We start from the raw sequence: 18,274 nt of genomic DNA, 5'->3' as shown, positions 1-18,274 counted from the left end.
GGCCTACAACTGGCATGCCTTACAGATCAAGCCGTCAGCCTTTCAGATCCGGAAGTTCATCCAGCGTGACGGTAAACGGATGATGATAGGTGCGAATCAGCTGCAACTCATCCGTATACTCTTCGGAATACCTCCGGTTATTTCCTTCCCCTGTGAACACAAAGTTTCCATACCACGTGCAATTCCATGCCCACGGGCATCCGTCTGCCTGCATGAGATCGGGGTCGGGTATGACGCCGTTCTCGGTCAGGGCAATGATTTTCCTCGTGTCCGTATACGATAATGCCCTGCGGAACCGTTCGGATTGCGAGCTGTAATCCCGGGCAGGCGGATAAATGTCCTCCCCGATGATATCAACGTAGGAATCACCCGGATACCAATCCTTGTGCTGCCCGTTCCATACCCAGATCAGGTTGTTCAATTCGTGGTGATGCGTCATGCGTTCGTACATCAGCTTCCAGAGCGCAATGCAAGGCTCGGGGCCTTTGGCCCCCCACCAGAACCACCCGCCGGAGGCCTCGTGAAGCGGTCTCCACAGCACCGGAATGCCGGCATCCTGCAGACGTTTGAGCTCGACAGCGATCGTATCGATATCCCGGAGGATAAGGCCATACTCTTCCGACGAAGGCTCCGACATCGCCCTTGCGATATCAAAGGTTGTCGCATTGGTGTAAAAGCCTCGGCCCCAGGTCCGATCCGGCGGCAAATCGATCAGATCCTTCGGGGCATTCCAATGCCAGCAGAAGGTCACAATCCCGCCGCGCTTCCACCACTTCATCGCCAGATCCGTATCTTGACGCTCGGCCCCTCGCTCCACCCGGGATGGGGAGTAATTCATGAAATCGAACCCGCCGACGGCCGGGTATTTGCCCGTGACCTCGTGGATCATCTCGAACTCCGGCGTTAGCACAACGCCAATCTGCTGCCCGGTCAGCATCCGCTTGCCGTAAATGCTGCACAGATAGCCCATTAACCGTTTCGCTTCATCGGAAGCGGCCGGGTTGATCAAGTCCGGTTGGACCTCATAGCGGGTGCTGCTTGCTTTTGTCATGCGATTCACTCCTATCCTGTAATTGCCGTATGGATGAAAGAACCTACAGATTTCCTTCACCGTAACCCAAATGGCACAGCCCAATTCCAGCAGGATACCTATCAGGCAAGCACGATACCTAACTCACGCCCTCCACTCATCCTGCGCACACGGCACCTATCTTGCAATACAATATCTATCCTGCAACACGACATCCATCCTCAGCAGCTTCTACCCGACAACCCCCGTACGCTCCACGCTCTCCACAAAATGGCGCTGCACGAACAGATACAATCCGATCAGCGGCAGAATGGCCAGCAATATCCCCGTATCCACCACGAGTGCCACATAGTTCGGATCGGCCTTGGCCGATGAGCCGAGCCCCATCAGAGCCGGGAGAAACTGGTTCGCGTCCGCCGGCAGTGAAGCGATTTTCAGCGGCATGAGGGACTGTTCGCTCATAAAAAGCGAGGTATAGAAGGTGTCGTTATACTGCCAAACGAACGAGAACAGCGTCACCGTAATGAGCGGCGGGATCGCATTGGGAAGCATAATCGCAAAAAACGTCTTGATCCCGCCTGCACCGTCGATCAACGCCGCCTCCTCAATCTCCTTCGGCAGCCCCCGGAAAAATTGACGGAAGATATAAATGAACAGTCCAGCCTTTAGCCCGGTGGCCGTAGCCGAAGTAATGATCGAGGGCCAATAGCTGTTTAACAGATTGATACCCTCTTTTCCGGTAAACAAGTGAACCAGCCCCAAAATATCGAAGCTGCGAAAGTGCAAATACATCGGTACCATCAGCGTGCTCATCGGGATCAGGATCGTCAGCACCACCAGGCCGAAGAGCAGGTTGCTTCCCGGAAAGGTGAACCTGGCAAAGCCATACCCGGCAAGCGCGGTCGACATCGTGGTCAGCAGCATCGTGATGAATACGTAAATCATCGTATGAAGCAGCAGCGGCCAATAATCCAGCAAGTCGAGCACGAGCTTGAAGTTATCCAACGTGAAATGCACCGGAATCATGTAAATCGTCGGATTATAAATATCCTGTTTGTCTTTGAACGCGACGGAGAACTTGGAGATGATCGGATAGATGATGATGAATGTGATGCCGATGATCAGCAGGTAGCGGAACACCGCCCATAGGATAGGCAGCGCCTTGTTCTTGAACCGGTTCATTCGTTCCTGAGCCGCTTCGTCCGAGCGATCCCGAATCGATGCCATACGGACCTCCTTTTTTCCTGCACCCGTCAGTCAGGAATCTCTTTGCCATTAATTTTGATAAAAGGTTTTCCTCGATACGATGATCCCCATGATAATCAGCAGCACGCTGATGACGATGGTATACAGCCACGCCATCGCGGCACTGAGTCCGAAATTCTGCGTCTTGAAGGCTGTCTCGTAAATCGTCCGGGTCACCGTGCTGTCTGCAAACGAATCAATGATGGTATAAATCATGTTTGTCAGGATGAGCGGGCTCACCATCGGAAACGTGATTTTCCAAAAGGATTCATAGGCGGTAGCCCCTTCGATCTTCGCCACCTCATACATCGAGCCCGGCACGGCCTGCAAGGCTGCAAGAAAGATCAGAATCTGCACGCCCGAGCTGCTGATGATATCGTAGATCCTCATGACGGCCCCGATAATATACTCGGTTACGGTAATCGGAAATCCGGCCTCGGATAAAATGCGCACCATCGACAGCACATTGAATTGCCCGGAGGCTTGCCCGAGCTCCTCCGCCACCGTCGCGTTTCCGACCAGATTGATCAAACCCGAGGTTTCCGCTGCGGAAATCGCGCCTGACGCCAGGATGACCGGCAGGAAGAAAATCGCCCTGGCAAGGGCTCTCCCCCTGAATTTCTGATTCAGCAGAACGGCCGAGAACAAACTGAAAAACAAGATCAACGGAACGTCCACCACCATGCCCAGTATCGATTCCGTCAAGATTCGGTTGAAATTCGCGTCCACGAACAGCGCCGTGTTGAAATTGCTCCATCCAACCGACTCCAGTTCATAGCCTGTGGGGGAAATGTTCAATTTACTGAAGCTGAACAGAATCGACTGTAACAGGGGTCCGGCAAACAGAAATATGAAACCGATCAGCCATGGCGCGATGAAGAGCAGGCCGAGCATGGATCTTTTCTGAGTCAGGGACAATCTCATTTTCATGCCCGGTCACCCCCTACGGCATAATTTTGCGGTCCCACTAGAGTTCCGTTCACATCGACGGCTTGATCGGTATAATTGATCAGAATCGACGTGCCGCTCTCATACCTCACTTCAACGACGCCGTCAGCATGCCGTATATGCTCCACTATCCGCTGCGTCCGGAGCGGCGCCAGCACCTCTCTTAGCTCTTGATACAAGGAAACCGCCTCATCGAACCAATCCTTGTAATGGGTGGCGTACATGTCATCGAAACGCGTGTACTTCAGCTTCGAGCTTGGCTCATAAGACCACAGAAAGTGTGGAGCCGATCCGAATTCCAGCGACTGCAGAAGCTGCTTGCGCAGGTTTTGCTCATTCAGGTTATTGACCGATGCCCCTGCATAATCCAGATATCCGTGAATGACCATTTGATAAAAGGGGACTTCCTCATCTGTCAGCCCAAATCCGCTGCTCGACGACGGTACATCAATCACGTGGCTGGCATAAGGCCAGCTGTATGCATTGGCACCGGAAACCATCGTATCCGGGTAGGCCTCATGCAGCTTCTGGAGCTGATCCGTCACGATAAACTTCGCGGTTTCTCGGAAAACCACCCGCTGCACCCGGTAATCGGAGCTCAGGATATCGCCCAGGTCCCGCAATGACACGGCCCCCATGCCAAACCGTTCATATTGCCCCGCAAATCGTTCCACGTAATAGGGAAGCTTCGCCGGCGACATCAGGTTGTACGTGCCGTAATACGAGTCCATCCGGTTCGTGTTCCGATCATACGGATGCAGCGCTGCCGTTTCCCTGGTCACGTAACGGGATGCATCGGATGACGGCGTAAACGCCCCATCGTCATGGTAGACATGCTGGAAGGCGATATCCGGGTACAACCCGCCGCCGGCGTCCTGCAATTGCTTGGACAGTGCCTTCAGCCCGGCGGCGCTTCCAACGACGCTGTCTGTCTTTACCTTCACCGGAGTTTTGTGATGGACGCCTTTGCCAAACCATCCGAGGTAACGCATTCGAAGATTGGCGATGCCCTCGCCTTTCAGAAGAGCGGCAATCTCGCCTGCCTGCTCGAAGGTGGTCATCGAGACGACGGCATCATACGGCACGCCCAGAAAAGATTTCCGTTTATCCACGCTTCCCAGCATATCGAGATAGAACGGGATGCCCTCCGCTTCTTCCAGGGGAGCCAGCTTGTTTTCCTCCACAAGCGTTTCCTGATATAAGCGGGCCATGCCCGAGTAGCTGGCCTCGTCGCCGGACAGGAAACGGTATCTTACGGACAGCTTTCCGTTGTAGAGCTTGTCATTCAGCAGCTGGATCTCCTGTATCGTGCTGCCGGTGTATAGCTCCAGCATATCCTCGCCGCGCAAGGCAAAGCTGCTGAATATATGATTGTACGAGTTCTGCTTCCCGCCGATATCGGCGGACACGCTCGCGATGGCGTCGCCTTCTTCAATCACGGCAAACCAGCCGCGATCGCCGCTCTTCATGCCGAACACAGGCAGCCGTGCCTGCTCCGCCACTTGCCCGCGGCTGCTGCTGTTATTATTCGGATCGGTGCCGTATATTCGCTGCACGTACTGCTCTTCCTTCACTTTGCCGTTATTCAGCTTAATCAGGCTGCCGCTGCCGTCCGGCACCAGCATGTATCCCTCGGCCTTCGAGCCCGCCGCTCCGAAATAGCCAAGCAGCTCCACGCTGCGCAAACGGTGGCTCTCACTTTCCGTTACCTGATCAAGCGGTATGGAAACGATCAGCGAATCCTCTTCCAGCCTGTATTCGAGCGGAACCTTGAACTGCGGTTTCGAAGAGGCGCTTGCGGCCGCTCCTCCACCCGCTTCGTTATCGTAGGCAAGATCCTCCGCGGTGTAGCCCGCTTGTTCAAACGCCCCCAGCATTTTTTTCAGCACCAGCTCTTTCTTGATCTGGTCATCCAATCGCTCCAGCATCGCAGGGTTATCCTTCAAGGGGTAGTACCGGGCCTGAACGTATCTCGCCAGGGACTCATCCAGCTTGCTGATCACCTTCTCCTGCAGCCGGTCCTGCGAGATGTATTTCGGCAAGGCATCGATCCCGAGCGACACATCTCCCAGCGTATACGTGACTCGAATTCCGTTGTCCAAGCTTTCCGCCGTATAGTTCCCGTTCATCACACTCCACGTATAATTCGGATAGGTCTCAAGCGTGCCGATCTCATCCCGGAACGTCAGCGTCAATTGCGAAGATAGCACTTCCTTCTCAAACGGCGAGGCAATTCCGTCCTCCATCCGGTCTGGCGGATTGCTGTACCATACCGTGTCGCTCCGCTTATCCCGAACCGCTACCTCGGTCGTTTCCGGATGATAATACAGGGCAAGCGCCGCCGTCTCCGCTACCAGATCCATACCGGGTACGCCATCCGTCGAATCGTTCAGGACGGTCAGCTCACCGCCCGGCGTCGGCTCGGCTGCCGCGGTACGGTAAGCCGCCACGTCCACCGCCGGTGCTCCCCGGTACACGTAGAACAGAAAGCTCGCAGCCATGCACGTTATAACGGTACATGCAAGCACCGTGTACAGCCATTTTCTTTTTTTCACGGCCCACGGCCTCCTTATTGCCTGAATAGGATCTCTCGGTAAACGTTGACAACGAACGTGTAAATCTGCTGCAGCATGCTCAGGACGAGCGTGCCCAGAAATACAATAATGCCCATGACGATCAAGCTCAGAAACATCGTGACGATCGTTTTGCCTGCGGAGTATTGATGAACCGTCATCGTACCGACAAAGAGCAGCCCGATAAACCAGATCGCCGCTACCAATGTGAGCAGATAGTAGAACACGGTCTCTTCCTGGACCATGAACCGGCTCGCCAGCGTCATGGGCGGATAAATCAGAACCATCGGAATCAGGGCATACGCGCTGGCCATCACAATCTCTTTAAACTTTCCTTCCCCGCCCATGAGCGTGGTGACCGACCAATTGGAGACGCACCACAGAAAGAACGGGAGCACGAAATAGATCAGTTCGTCGATGCTGCTCAGCGTCCTCGGATCATTGTAATTGACCAGAAATCCCGCATACTGCCGCTGCAGAATCATGGCCATGACCACAAGCGCCAATACGACATAAGCAACTCCGAGGCGTCCTCTGTTCTCATACTTCAGGTCCCAATACCCATCGAAGGGGTGCACGATCAAATGAAGGGGGAATCTAAGATAATCCTGTTTCATGCTTCCCTTCCCTCCTCTGCTTTCGGTATCTCACCGTTCTATAGACCGCATAGAGCAGCACAGCGCTGGTCCCAACCGATAAAATGGTGCCGAAATGCTCCTTCATGACCTCCCTGCGATATCGTTTATAAGCAACGGAATAATTTTTGCGGTCCATGCCTAACTCAAAATATCGAAGGGCTTCCTTGTTCTCCCCCTTCATGAGCTTCGCTTTCCCGATGCCGATATAAGCGATGTCATAGTTGGCATTCAGCTGAAGCACGCGTTCCCAGTACCTTTCCGCCTCCGCATCTTCTCCCCGGTAATGATGGCGGACAGCAAGGTCAACCTGCTTCCCGAACTCGGTCGGCTCGAACATGACAATGCTCGCTTTTCCCCGGTCCAGCACAAGCTGACGGTCTCCAAGCTGTTCAATTGCCGCCGGCGTCTTAAACACGCCCAGCTGATTCCCGATGCCGCCGTAGACATACAGCAGGTTCCCGGTCTCATCGTAAGTGAATACGCGCCCCTGGGTAGAGTCCAGCGCGCTGTATATCCCGTCGCCAAGCACTTTAATATCAACGAACTTGGAGGGACCTACCGTTCTCCGATAATAAATATCCCCGGCAACCGGAAAGTAGCCAAAGCGTTTCAGCACATCCTCACCCGACGGATTGAGGCGTTTAATCGGCTCCTTGGAGCCGACATCAATATTCGTGGCATAAACGAACCCTTTTCCGTCGATATCCAGATTGGAGAATTCGGTCGGGATGAACAGTCTCATCTGGGCCTTTTGCGCGCTCGTCGATACCAATCGCCAGAAATAATCGCCATAATCGCGCTTCACCTTAATCGTTCCGACGTAGCCTAGAAAGGTACCGTCCTCCTCGAACTGCATTATGCCTTCGTAAACGCCGCGTGCGACAACGAATACCCGCTTGGCTTCATCCACCGTTACTTTCAGCGGAATGAATTGAAAGCCTTGAGGCAGCACATCCGACTCCGGCTGCTCGATGATCCGGACAAGCTTGCCTTCCGCCGTTAATACGACAACCCGCTGGTGGTCCGTATCCGCAACATAGATTTGCTCATCTCCGTCAATGAAGATGCCGGTAGGGTTCGCAAAACCGTCCTCTTTCCCATCATTCATAAAAATATCGATGACACGAACGACCTTCCACGTTTCATCGAGGCAAACAATACGTTTGTTGCCACTGTCCAGCACGTAGATGTTTCCGGCCTCTGACACATGCATATCGCTGGGCTCCAGAAACTCCCCGATACCCAGATCCTTCCCTGTCACGGAGCGAACCGGCAGATAGGCTGCAGGCACGGCGACCGTTTCCTCCCAATAATTGTAGATATAGCTCTCATACGGAGCACTGGCGGAGACGCTCCCCGGCATCAGGCCGGTTAGCAGCAGGGAGGCCGCCGCGAGCGATAGCAACCATTTTTTCGCTGACATGTGATCCCCCCTAGTCCTTCATTCCGGATGTGGCCATCGTCTCGATAATCCGGCTCTGCGAGAACAGAAAGAGCACAATCGGCACGCTCATCAGGATGACTGCCACGGCCGCGCCTGCGCCGGCCCGGGAAATACCGCCCAGAATGATCTGATTGGAAGCATAATGCAGGGTCTTGAGCTGCTCGCTGTAAATAAAGCCGTTGCCATCGGTTCCCCACAGGATCTGGAACAGTAAAATGATCAGCGTGAGCCAAGCCGGCTTCACGTTCGGCATCACGATGGACCAGAAGATCCGATATTCGCTGGCTCCGTCGATCTTGGCCGCCTCCAGCAGGGCATCCGGTATCTGTTCCATGAACTGCTTCATCAGATATAACCCTAGCGAATAGCCGAAAGCCGGTATAATGACGGCCCAGTAGGTGTCGATCAGCCCCAGCCACGACAGGATCATATAGTTCGGCGTCGCCGTAACGACCGGCGTGAACATCAGGGACAGCACCACGACCTGGAACAGGAATACCTTGCCCGGAAACTTGTGCTTGGCCAGCGGATAAGCCGCGGCGGAGGCAAAGATCACATGCCCGACAATGCCGACCCCGGTTATGAAGACCGTATTGAAGATATACCGCGAGAACGGTACCCAGGACTGGCCCAGCAGATTGATCAAATCGGAAAAGTTATTCCATGTTGGATTGCGGACAAACAATGTGGGCGGGAACAGGAAAATTTCGTCCAGCGGCTTGAACGCATTGTTGATGGCGTACACCAATGGCAGCGCCATGAAAGCGCCGAACACCGCCAGCAGCGCAAACAGGGAGATGGTGCCCATGAAGGAACGGTTTACCCGTTTGCTGCGAGCTTTAAGACTTACGTTCAGCAGGCGGCTGCCCCGTTTTTTCGGAAGTTCGTATGTAACCCTCATGCGTCTACTCACCTACCTTGCGCAGCAATTTTTGGACGATCAGGTTGGTTCCCACCATCAGGATGAACAGCACGGTCGCAATCGCCGACGCAAAGCCCATCTCGAAGCGCGTCGTGCCGAAATCAATGAGATGCGTTACGATCGTTTCCGCCGCGTAGTTCACGCTCGGGAAACCGGCAAGCGCAATCGAGACGTCGGCCACGGCAAACGATGTCGTGAGCTGAATGACCGCGCCGAACATGAGCTGGGGCCGCATCGAAGGCAGCGTAATGAACCACAGCTCCTGCCAGCGGTTGCGGACCCCGTCCACGGCCCCGGCTTCGTAGAGCGTTTTATCTACGGTCTGAAGACCGGCGATGAAAGCCAGGAAGCCGGTTCCAAGGCTGAGCCACAGCTGGACCAGAATGATAATCGGCATGATCAACGCTTCGGTCTTCAGCCATTGGATCGGCTCCAGAATGATGCCGAGCTTTATCAGCATACCGTTCGCTATGCCGTAGCGGTCGCCCGAGAAGATCATCAGCCAAATGAAGTAAATGTTCCCCGAGATCGAAGGCGCATAGAAGATCAGAGTCATGAACGCCCGCAGCCGCGGACCCAGCTCATTGATGACCCAAGCAAACAGAAAGCAGGCCAAATAGCTGATGGGTCCTGTTATGGCGGCGAAGAGCAGCGTGTTCTTCAGCGCAACCAGAAAGATATCGTCCTCCAGGAACAGTCGTGTGTAATTATCCCAACCGACAAACCGCGGAAACTCCAGCATATTAAAGTACGTAAAGCTGAGAATCATCGAAATGACGACCGGAAACACGGTAAACAGCGTGAACAGGATCATATAAGGCGCAAGCAATATATAGGAATGCTTGCTGGCCTTCATCTCCGCCAGCTTCCGCTTCCACCAGGATTGCGGCTTAACGGGGCGGATAGCGGCGGGCATCGTAACCTCAGGATCCTGAAGGCTGGCATTATGCAATTTGGACTCCCCCTATTCCTGCAGCTCGCCGAATTCTTCTTGCTTGGTTCGGATTTCGTCGTGAATATACTGCACCGAATCCATCAAGGCCTCCCGCGGCTCGATGCCGCTGATGACCGCACGGTAGAAGGCATTGAACAAATGTCTGCCCGTGGAATAGCCGCCCGGCACCTCGGGTATTCCCTGGACCCATTCAAATTGGGATTTCAAATTCTCATAGTCGGCTACCGGCCATGGCAGACTGTCCAGCGCCTTGATGTTGGCGGTCGGATAGCGGGCCGCCGCCCCCATAAGTCCTTCCATCTCGCGGCCAAAGTTCGTCTGTGTTGCATCGCTGGTCCACCACTTCAGGAACTCCCAGGCTGCATCCTTGTCCTTCGCATCGTCCAGCATCAGCACGGCGCTGCCGCCGCTTGGAACGGTGCGGTCAATGGTGCCGTCCGTCTGAACGGTTCCCGGTACGGGCGCGAAGCCCCATACGCCCCGGATCTCCGGCGCGAACACGGACAGCTGGTTATAGGTGGTATAGTCGGAAATACCGATTGGCATCTGTCCGGTACGGAATCGGTTCGCAAAATCGTATTCCCGCTCCAGCTTGTAATCCGTGTAATATTCCGTCCATTGTTTGAAGGCCTCCAGCCCAATCTTGGAATCCAGATCCGATTCCTGATCGTTGTTGCGGTAAAATTGCCCGCCGGATTGCATCAGGAGCGCGGCATATAAAGAATTCGGCGGCAGCGTGGTCCACTGATCCGGTGCCTGCGCCACAACAGGAAGACCAAATTGCATATGATTTTTGTTTAATACGGCAAGCAGGCTGGCCACGTCGTCCCAAGTCTTCGGAACTTCAAGACCAAGCTCCTCCAGCACATCCTTCCGGTAGAACATCATGTTGAAGGTTTGCGTCTCGGGCAGCGCGTACACGCCCTGCAGGTATCGGTAAGGCACCAAGGCGCTGTCCCAGAACCGGTCCGCTACCGATTCGAAATCATGGAATTGCGTCAGGTCCGCTGCCGCATTCCGCATGGCGAAGTTCACCGGGAGGTCATTGCCGATCTGCATCGCGACCTCAGGTCCCTGACCTGACAACGTTGCGGGGAGCAGCGTCCCCATGTTCACCAGCTTTAGATTGACGTTGATTCCGGTCTCCGGCGTAAAGGTCTCATCAATCATTGCCTTGATGGTATTGGCCTGATCCCGCCCGCTGCCGATCCATACCGTGATCGAACGCTGATTCTTCTCATCCGAGACATTACCGATATTGTTGTAATCGATGAAGAAGGAGCTGAAGAACGTCGACACTTCATGCTTCACCTTATCGGTTGCCCCCATTCCGCTCTTCGGCAGCTTGGCATCGGCTGACGCAACGTAGAGGGCATCGATCTCGAGCGGCTGCTCCCTTGCCTGCTGCAGCCACGTTCCGAGTCCGCCGCTGTTCGTCTTGTAAGCCTCCAGCCTGCGCGGAATCGTATCCGGCTTCTCGATCATCTCATCCAGCTGAAGCGCCATGGTCTTCAGCAGGGCCTCCTGGTCGCCGGATTGTCCCGACAGCTCAACCAATCTGGCCGCGATGGCTTTTAATCTGTCACTCTCGTACCGGAAGATTTCCAGCAGCTCCGGTATCCGCTGCTCTACGCGGTAATCCCGGAATTCATCCGGATTCGTGCCGGTGATCATCAATATTTTGCGATACATGGCATTCAGGTTAAGCAGACTATCCTCCACCTCATGAATGAGCGGAGCGAATTCACCCAGACTCGCCTCGAGGCGTAACACATGCTTACCTTGCTCCAACCGGAACAGATAAGGTTCATCGCCCCCAAGCACGTCCATGCGATATCCATTCTTAAAGCGGAAAGCGACGTGGTTCATTTCTTCAAACGGAACCTTCCCGTCGATCGTCAGCTTTCTCGTCGAGTATATGCCCCTTACAAAATTTTGCTGCGATTTGAATGCAATCTGGTAGAGCCCACTCTCGGGTACATCCAGCTCCCATTCGATCCACTGTCCGGGCAGCCGCCAGTTGAAGCCGCCGATGGTATTGATCCGTACCTTCGACGCGCTGTAGGGACTGACGCTCGGACTCGAACGCTCGCTTAACGGATACAAGGTCGGCGAGGATTTGGCGACTGCGTCCTCACCCTGAATTGTAAGCACGGTTCCTTCGATTTTCCGAATCCCTTCATCCTCATACTGTTGATGCAGCTCGGCGTACGTCAGCGGGCCCTCCTGCTTAAAAAGCTTCAGCTCTCCGATCACCATCGGCTCCCTTGCTGCTGTAAGGGACACGGTATGTTCCCCTTTTTCAAAGTAAAAAAGAAACGGCTCCGTAATGTATCCGTCCGCATCCTTAAGCACTGCCTCAACCCAGGCCGGACGTTCGATTTGTTTCGGTCTCAGGTCATTGCCCTGGTTATCCTGATCGATGCTGTCCTTGGCGTTATCCCATATCCGGTCAAATTGCAAATAGGCCGCCTCCTGAAAGGGAACCTCCCCGTCGATGCGGATGGAACGCTCAATGGAGGAACTCTTTCCTTCCACTGGATAATAGAGCAGGGACAGATTGTACAATCCCTCTTCCTCCACATGAACCTTCCATTCCACCTCACCCTTCTCGCCCGTAAAAAGCGAGGTACCCGAATGACCCTCATAGGCTTCCAGCTTGCGGAATTCCCCGCCCTCGGCACGGCTGTAATCGACAGCGGGAATCGTGATTTCACGATCCGGCCGACTCTTTTCGTCATGATCCGACAAATACTGGGCATAGGAGAGGCTTTTTCCCGGCTGCGTGCTGAGATTGACCAGCGATGCGGGACGTTCCAATGAAAGCTCGGTCCGGCTGTCTTCCGCTTTTCCGACGGATCCGAGTTCACTTCCCCCTCTATTAAAGAACACAATCAAAGCGGCCATGACCGCCAAAAGAATCCATAATCGGTTCATCCATTTTTTCAGCTGCGTTTGAAGTGTCAATGTTCATCCCCCTGTTCAGGAGAAGGGGGCGCGGCTTGCGCAAAACGCCCCCGTCCATCTTATTTGCCCATTTTATCGACAGCAGCCTGTGCCTGTTGTTTATATTTCTCGGCCGTAGCGGCTACCGATTGATTGTTCACGATAATATCCTCAATGAAAGCGCCCGTAGGGTAATCCGTGTAAGCCTCGTCAACCGTGATGACGCCGGTTCCGGCAATATGCTCGCGAATCATGTCGATGTCTTCCTGATTGGTATAGATGCTCTCCAGGTAATCCTGACCCGGATATTCCTCTGTTGGCGGTATATCGAACGTCTCTTCATAAATTTGATAGACGATGGCCGGATCTTTCACGCCTTTTGGAATGAACTTCGCGGATGCGGCGGTATTGGCATACGTTGTTTCCACCGAGCCTTGCGGACCGCTAGGAATCGGAACCACGCCGACCTCGAACGTAATGTCGCCGAGCATCCATTCCGCTGCCGTAAACATGGCTACATCGCCGTCCTTAAAGGTGTTTGTCTCTTCCCAGTTTGTTTTGTTGCCGCTCTTGACTTTAACAACCTTCTCCACGTTGTAGAGGCGGTTCACAAATTCGGCTGCTTCCAATGTTTTTGGATCGGTCAAGCCTTCTTTGCCATTGGAGTCATCAACGATTTTCCCCCCGTTAGCAGCGGTGAAATGCTTTACCGCATCAATCGCCCAGCCGGAGAAGCCCCATACGTCCGTTTTCCCGTCGTTATTCGTATCTTTGGTTGCCTGTTTGGCAATTTCCATGAGTTTATCCCAGTTCCATTCTCCCTTGGCATACAGCTCCTGAAGATCCGGGAGGCCGTTCTTCTTAAACAAATCACGATTGTAATGAAGTCCGAGCCCGATGGAGGTCGGATTATCGAATCCGTATTCCCCTCCGCCAATGGAAGGATATTTCGTCTGCAGATCGGCTTCGTTATTAATGTTGTTCTGATCCGTCGTAAACTCGCTGATCGGCAGAATCTGCCCCTTCATAATGGCCGGCAGTGCCGATTTGTACTCCAGCTGCACGATATCGGCAAACGGCTCGCCTGCCAGTACGCTTGTCGTGAATTTGTTCATGTACTCCTCAAAAGGAACGTTGACGAACTCAATCTTGCAATTGTACTTCTTCTCGATTTCAGCAATCTTCTCCAGGCGGGCTTTCTCTCCGGCTGTTGTGCCTGCCGGCTTCAGGTCCCACCAGGCAGCGACCTTAATCACGCGGCCGCCTAGATCAACAGGTTCTGCCTCAGGTTCAGCGGGTTCTTCTTTTGGAGTCTCTGTCGCGGTTTCCGTGCTAGGAGCCGGAGTCGCAGGCGGTGTCTCTGCTTGTTTTGCCCCTCCGCCGCTGCAGGCCGTAATCAAAAATAATAAACAAACAAGCAACAAAGAAAGCCCTTTCATTTTTCTCACACCAAAAACCTCCCTTATTTGTTTAACACCCTGTTAACTGCTGCATGTACCCCTAAGATGATGTTGAATAGATCTATTCCCGGTGCTCCCTGCTGCTCCCCTCGGCCCCCCCCAATCCGTTATCCCTGTTTGCCAAAAAATATATCACCCTATTTGTGAGTTAGTCAATATAAATTATGTTGATAATAACAAAAAACCTAATTAAAGTGTTATAATTCACCTAAATATTTAGTGATAACGATTACAATATGAATCTACACAGTTCGGCTTTATTCGATATAATTCCATATATATCAACGGTTTATTTTAATTCATCTGGATAAAACGCCCCTTATAAAGGCCAATATATTTGTTATTTTTTTGTTATGAAAGTAAAAAGCCCCGATGTCATGAAGACATCGGAGCTAACATGAAGATATGACATTACAGCTTATTGTTCATCCGTATCGCGTGTTGCGTTATTCAAATCCCTAACAATGACATCTGCTTGAATTAGAAGCCGCTCGTAATTCGAATCCGGATTCAGTATTCGCCAGAGCAATTGATCAACGGCACGCATCCCGAGCAGTTCCTTATCGATGTTGACGGTTGCCATAATCGGCAGGTTATCGTACGTATTATCAAATCCGGTCACCTGTACACGGCCTGGTACGTCGATGCCCTGATTCCTGAGCGCCTCCATGGCGAACATGGCGGTGATATCGTTAGCGCACACAAACACTTCCGGAAGCTCGTTTCCGGCAAGAGCCTTTCCTAACGCTTCGTGTATATTCTCAATCTCCGGGCTGATCAGGGAAGGCAGCTGCCGATGTTCGATTTTGTAATCGGCCAGCGCGGACGAGAAGCCGATCCAACGCTCATAAAAGCTCTGGGCATCTTCGATATTGCCGATGAACTGATATTTTTTATAACCTCTGCTGATCAGCTTGGTCATGATTTGTTTCATGCTGTGCATATTGTCAGTGAACACCGTGTCCGATTGGAACGCCGGGTCCATGTGGTCCACCATGACCACGGGAATGTTCAGCTTCTTGATGTCCATTAAATTTTGGGTGGATACAGATCCCACCGTCACAATTCCGAGAATCCCCTGGGGATTTAGCAGAGTGAACATATGGTCATTCGAAGGCTCCGTCAGCGTCAGAATGTCCAGTCCCTTCTGATTCAGGCGAGCGGATATGCCGTCAAACACCGGTCCCCAATAAAGGGATTCCCGATTTTGATAACGGACATTCGGGAACAGGACAAGCACCGCCCCCGCCCATTTTCTGTTCTCCGGATCTTGAAGCTGCTGGTTTTTTCCCGCCGCTTGGTTCGGCTGATCCTTAAAATATCCAAGCTGTCCGGCTGCCTTCAGAATCATATCCCTGGTCTGGGGACTGACGCCCGACTTCCCCGACAAAGCACGGGATACCGCGAATTTAGACACGCCGGTAAAATCGGCAATTTCCTGAATCGTCACTTTCGTTTTCATCGTTATCAACCTACTTAAGTGCGAATTTGTCGTTCAATTTCCGTGTTATTATTGTTAGTTTTTGTTAGGTTACTGACATAATATTATTTGAAATAATCGTCAAAGTCAAAGAATATCCTGCATTTTCTTGTTTTCATTTTTACAAAAACAAAAGCCGCCCCTATGATCATGTTTAGACCATGAGAGCAGCTCTTCTCCAGTAAGCGGTAAGATTTACGATATTATGGTTTCTTCACGAGCAGTGGTTCCCATTGCAAGCCTTCTCCGGTGATTTCGATCCGAAGATCGGAGATGCTCTTCAGTGCCTCCTCGCGGCGTGTCTCGAGTGTGACCACTGTTTCCTTGTAAAGCTCCCCTATCTTCTTCTGCGTGCCGCTTGCCATTTTCGCTATTTCGGATTTTCTTGCGGCGTTGCTCTTGGAGATCGCGGTTGTCTGTTCCTTAAACAGCTTACTGTATTGGCTCTTGGCTGTTGCCTTGCTGATTTTCCCCTGTTTGTACTTCCACATCGGACTGTTCAGGTACGACGTACTGGACCCGTTCCGAAGCTTCCACATCGGGCTGTTCAAATAACTTTCACTGACCGTTTTGTTAAATTTCCACGCGGAGCTGTTCAAATAATCCGGGCTGATCGTCTTCTTATAGGTCCACATCAAGCTGTTCAAATAATCCTCGTTCATTTCTTTGCTTAGTTTCCAGAGCGTGCTATTCAAATAACTCCGGTTTGCAGCATTCGCGTACTTCCACATCGGGCTGTTCAAATAACTTGGATTGATGAACCGTTCATATTGTGTCAGCTTATCCTTTAAGTCCCGGTTTCCTTCATACTTCAGCTTCAGCTGCTCCAAATCAGCTTGAAGCTTCTCATCCCACTGCTTTTGATCCTCCAGCACTTTTTTCTCCAGCTGATCCAGCGACGCATGGCTTGTTTCATAAAATAACTTATATTTCTTGTCCGCTTGCTTCTGGTAATTGTTATAGGCGTTTACCGTCTTCTTATGATAGGATTTATACTCGCTCCATACTTGATTCATCCATTTCTGATCCGCTGCGTGAACCGTTGTTTGCGGGATCAGGACCGAGACTGCAAGCAAAAGGCTGCACAGGGTCAATAAGGATTTTCGCACCAATCTCATCAAAATTTCGCCCCTCTTCTATAGATCGTAAACAAGGGATATTTTACCTAATGGCTTGGTATCTTCCAATAGGAATTCCGAACCCCTAACTTTTAGACTATAGCTGTCTTTTTCCACGCTCGAATATTTCAGGGTACAGCGTCCTCCATTCCCTAGCTCCTTCGCGAAAAACATGTCTTTCTTTCGCAATTCCATTTCCAAAGTGGAGGATTTATGCACTTCCTTAGTCCTGTAGTCACTAAGTATCGCTTAAGTTAGTTAGCTAGTTATAACAGCCCATCTTTGACAAGAACCGCTTCCAGACGCTTGACCGCTCGAAAAACACACTTATACAATGTATTTTGTAGTATTTTAGCAAATTATAGATGGAGGATTGCAGATGTTGAAGTTCAGGACACTATGTGCGCCTATACTCCTGGTTGTCTCTTTATTCGTAGGGGCTGGCAGCGCTTCCGCCGGGGTTACGTTTCGGGATATTGATAATCACTGGGCAAAAACGACCATCGAATGGGGCGTCGATCAAGGGATTGTCAACGGTTATGCCAATGGGATGTTCATGCCCAACCAAAATGTGACCGAGGCCGAATTCATTCGTATGCTCGTTGTCGGCATCACGGGCAAAGACCTGCAGGAGAACTATTTGACCGAACTATGGTCGGATAAATATTATCATTTTCTGCACTTCAAGAACTATCCTGTTCACGGATTCGCAGACAAAACCAAGCGCAGCCAATACATAACGCGGGCCCATGTGGCCGAGCTGATATCCAGCGCCGACGGCGTGAACTACGACGGGAATCAAGCGATTCAATACGTTTTGGGTAAAAAATACGCGCAGGGCCGGATCAAGGGCGAAAACACGATTGAAGGGTATGTAGGCAGCGGCACCATCACGCGCGCTGAAGTGCTTCAGCTTATCAAGAACCTGACCGATCGTGGAATGTCGAACCTGTATGATCGCCCCACTGTGCCAAGTGCGGAGGCGATGCTTCCGAAGCTGCCAACGCCTTGGGATGTGTACCGGGATGAGATGTATCTCGTGATTCGTCAGAAGGTATTCTCGAACTACAGCGGCTACAGGATCTATGACGACGGGTCAAACAAAATAGTCATGACCAGCACAAAGCAAACCGGCGAAACGGATTATGCCGTGTCCGTTCAATTCGAGCCGCAGATTATGCAGTTCAGCGGAATCGCGCTTTCCAATGCCGCCGATAAAACGCAGCGCAGCATGCTGATCGAGCTCCTCCAACTGTATGGATTCCAAGTCGATTCCTCCTTCCTCGCGAAGATAGACTCCGCCGAGAAGAACAAAAAGGTGATCGAGCTGAAAGTGAGCGGCAAGACGATCGTGATCGATCCGCTTGTGGCAAGCCCCGCCGGGCATGTCCACATCTACTATAAGTGGTGGGATGGATCGCGGGCGTAGATTAGGAAACTGGATTTTGGCTTTAACCGAAAAAGGCCCTGACGATTTGCCGTCAGGGCCTTTTTATTATACCTGCAGGAGTAGCA

At 52.3% G+C, this 18,274-nt stretch carries 13 protein-coding genes; 1 reads left to right on the top strand and 12 read right to left on the bottom strand.

Annotated elements, in window-relative coordinates:
* Positions 1-34 precede the first annotated feature (34 nt).
* From OHJ21_RS26515 to OHJ21_RS26460, 12 genes are all read right to left on the bottom strand, one after another.
* A complete protein-coding gene (locus OHJ21_RS26515) occupies positions 35-1,051 on the bottom strand; it encodes a glycosyl hydrolase (RefSeq protein ID WP_486021591.1) in 1,017 nt (338 codons plus the stop codon).
* 210 nt (positions 1,052-1,261) lie between these two features.
* Positions 1,262-2,257, bottom strand: a complete 996-nt coding sequence (locus tag OHJ21_RS26510) for a carbohydrate ABC transporter permease (protein WP_100540593.1) — start codon at positions 2,255-2,257, stop codon at positions 1,262-1,264.
* Between the two features lie 48 nt (positions 2,258-2,305).
* Positions 2,306-3,205 (bottom strand): carbohydrate ABC transporter permease, encoded by a 900-nt coding sequence (locus tag OHJ21_RS26505; RefSeq protein ID WP_326115557.1) that lies wholly within the window; start codon positions 3,203-3,205, stop codon positions 2,306-2,308.
* Positions 3,202-5,778, bottom strand: a complete 2,577-nt coding sequence (locus OHJ21_RS26500) for a DUF5696 domain-containing protein (protein ID WP_486021590.1) — start codon at positions 5,776-5,778, stop codon at positions 3,202-3,204. The genes OHJ21_RS26505 and OHJ21_RS26500 overlap by 4 nt, the downstream gene beginning before the upstream one ends.
* Before the next feature lie 14 nt (positions 5,779-5,792).
* Positions 5,793-6,413: a Yip1 family protein gene (locus tag OHJ21_RS26495; protein WP_100540590.1), complete on the bottom strand. Its 621-nt coding sequence runs from the start codon at positions 6,411-6,413 to the stop codon at positions 5,793-5,795.
* Positions 6,394-7,857, bottom strand: a complete 1,464-nt coding sequence (locus OHJ21_RS26490) for a gluconolactonase (RefSeq protein ID WP_486021589.1) — start codon at positions 7,855-7,857, stop codon at positions 6,394-6,396. The genes OHJ21_RS26495 and OHJ21_RS26490 overlap by 20 nt, the downstream gene beginning before the upstream one ends.
* Before the next feature lie 10 nt (positions 7,858-7,867).
* A complete protein-coding gene (locus OHJ21_RS26485) occupies positions 7,868-8,779 on the bottom strand; it encodes a carbohydrate ABC transporter permease (RefSeq protein WP_100540588.1) in 912 nt (303 codons plus the stop codon).
* Between the two features lie 4 nt (positions 8,780-8,783).
* Positions 8,784-9,752 carry a carbohydrate ABC transporter permease gene (locus OHJ21_RS26480; protein WP_100540587.1) on the bottom strand — a complete coding sequence of 323 codons (969 nt, stop codon included), beginning with the start codon at positions 9,750-9,752 and terminating at the stop codon, positions 8,784-8,786.
* A 12-nt stretch (positions 9,753-9,764) separates the two neighbouring features.
* Positions 9,765-12,722, bottom strand: a complete 2,958-nt coding sequence (locus OHJ21_RS26475) for an extracellular solute-binding protein (RefSeq protein ID WP_486021588.1) — start codon at positions 12,720-12,722, stop codon at positions 9,765-9,767.
* Positions 12,723-12,781: 59 nt separating this feature from the next.
* Positions 12,782-14,149 carry an ABC transporter substrate-binding protein gene (locus OHJ21_RS26470; RefSeq protein WP_486021587.1) on the bottom strand — a complete coding sequence of 456 codons (1,368 nt, stop codon included), beginning with the start codon at positions 14,147-14,149 and terminating at the stop codon, positions 12,782-12,784.
* A 430-nt stretch (positions 14,150-14,579) separates the two neighbouring features.
* Positions 14,580-15,623, bottom strand: coding sequence for a LacI family DNA-binding transcriptional regulator (locus OHJ21_RS26465; protein WP_326115563.1), 1,044 nt, complete (start codon positions 15,621-15,623; stop codon positions 14,580-14,582).
* 221 nt (positions 15,624-15,844) lie between these two features.
* Positions 15,845-16,759, bottom strand: a complete 915-nt coding sequence (locus tag OHJ21_RS26460; protein ID WP_486021586.1) for a hypothetical protein — start codon at positions 16,757-16,759, stop codon at positions 15,845-15,847.
* Positions 16,760-17,138: 379 nt separating this feature from the next.
* Between OHJ21_RS26460 and OHJ21_RS26455 the strand changes: the two genes are divergently transcribed.
* On the top strand, positions 17,139-18,188 hold the full coding sequence (locus OHJ21_RS26455; RefSeq protein ID WP_100540582.1) for an S-layer homology domain-containing protein: 1,050 nt from the start codon (positions 17,139-17,141) through the stop codon (positions 18,186-18,188).
* The last annotated feature ends 86 nt before the right edge of the window (positions 18,189-18,274 follow it).

It is taken from the genome of Virgibacillus sp. LDC1, assembly GCF_025792345.1.
Taxonomy (GTDB): Bacteria; Bacillota; Bacilli; order Paenibacillales; family Paenibacillaceae; genus Paenibacillus_AQ; species Paenibacillus_AQ lautus.
This window is presented reverse-complemented; position numbering and strand designations above follow the sequence as displayed.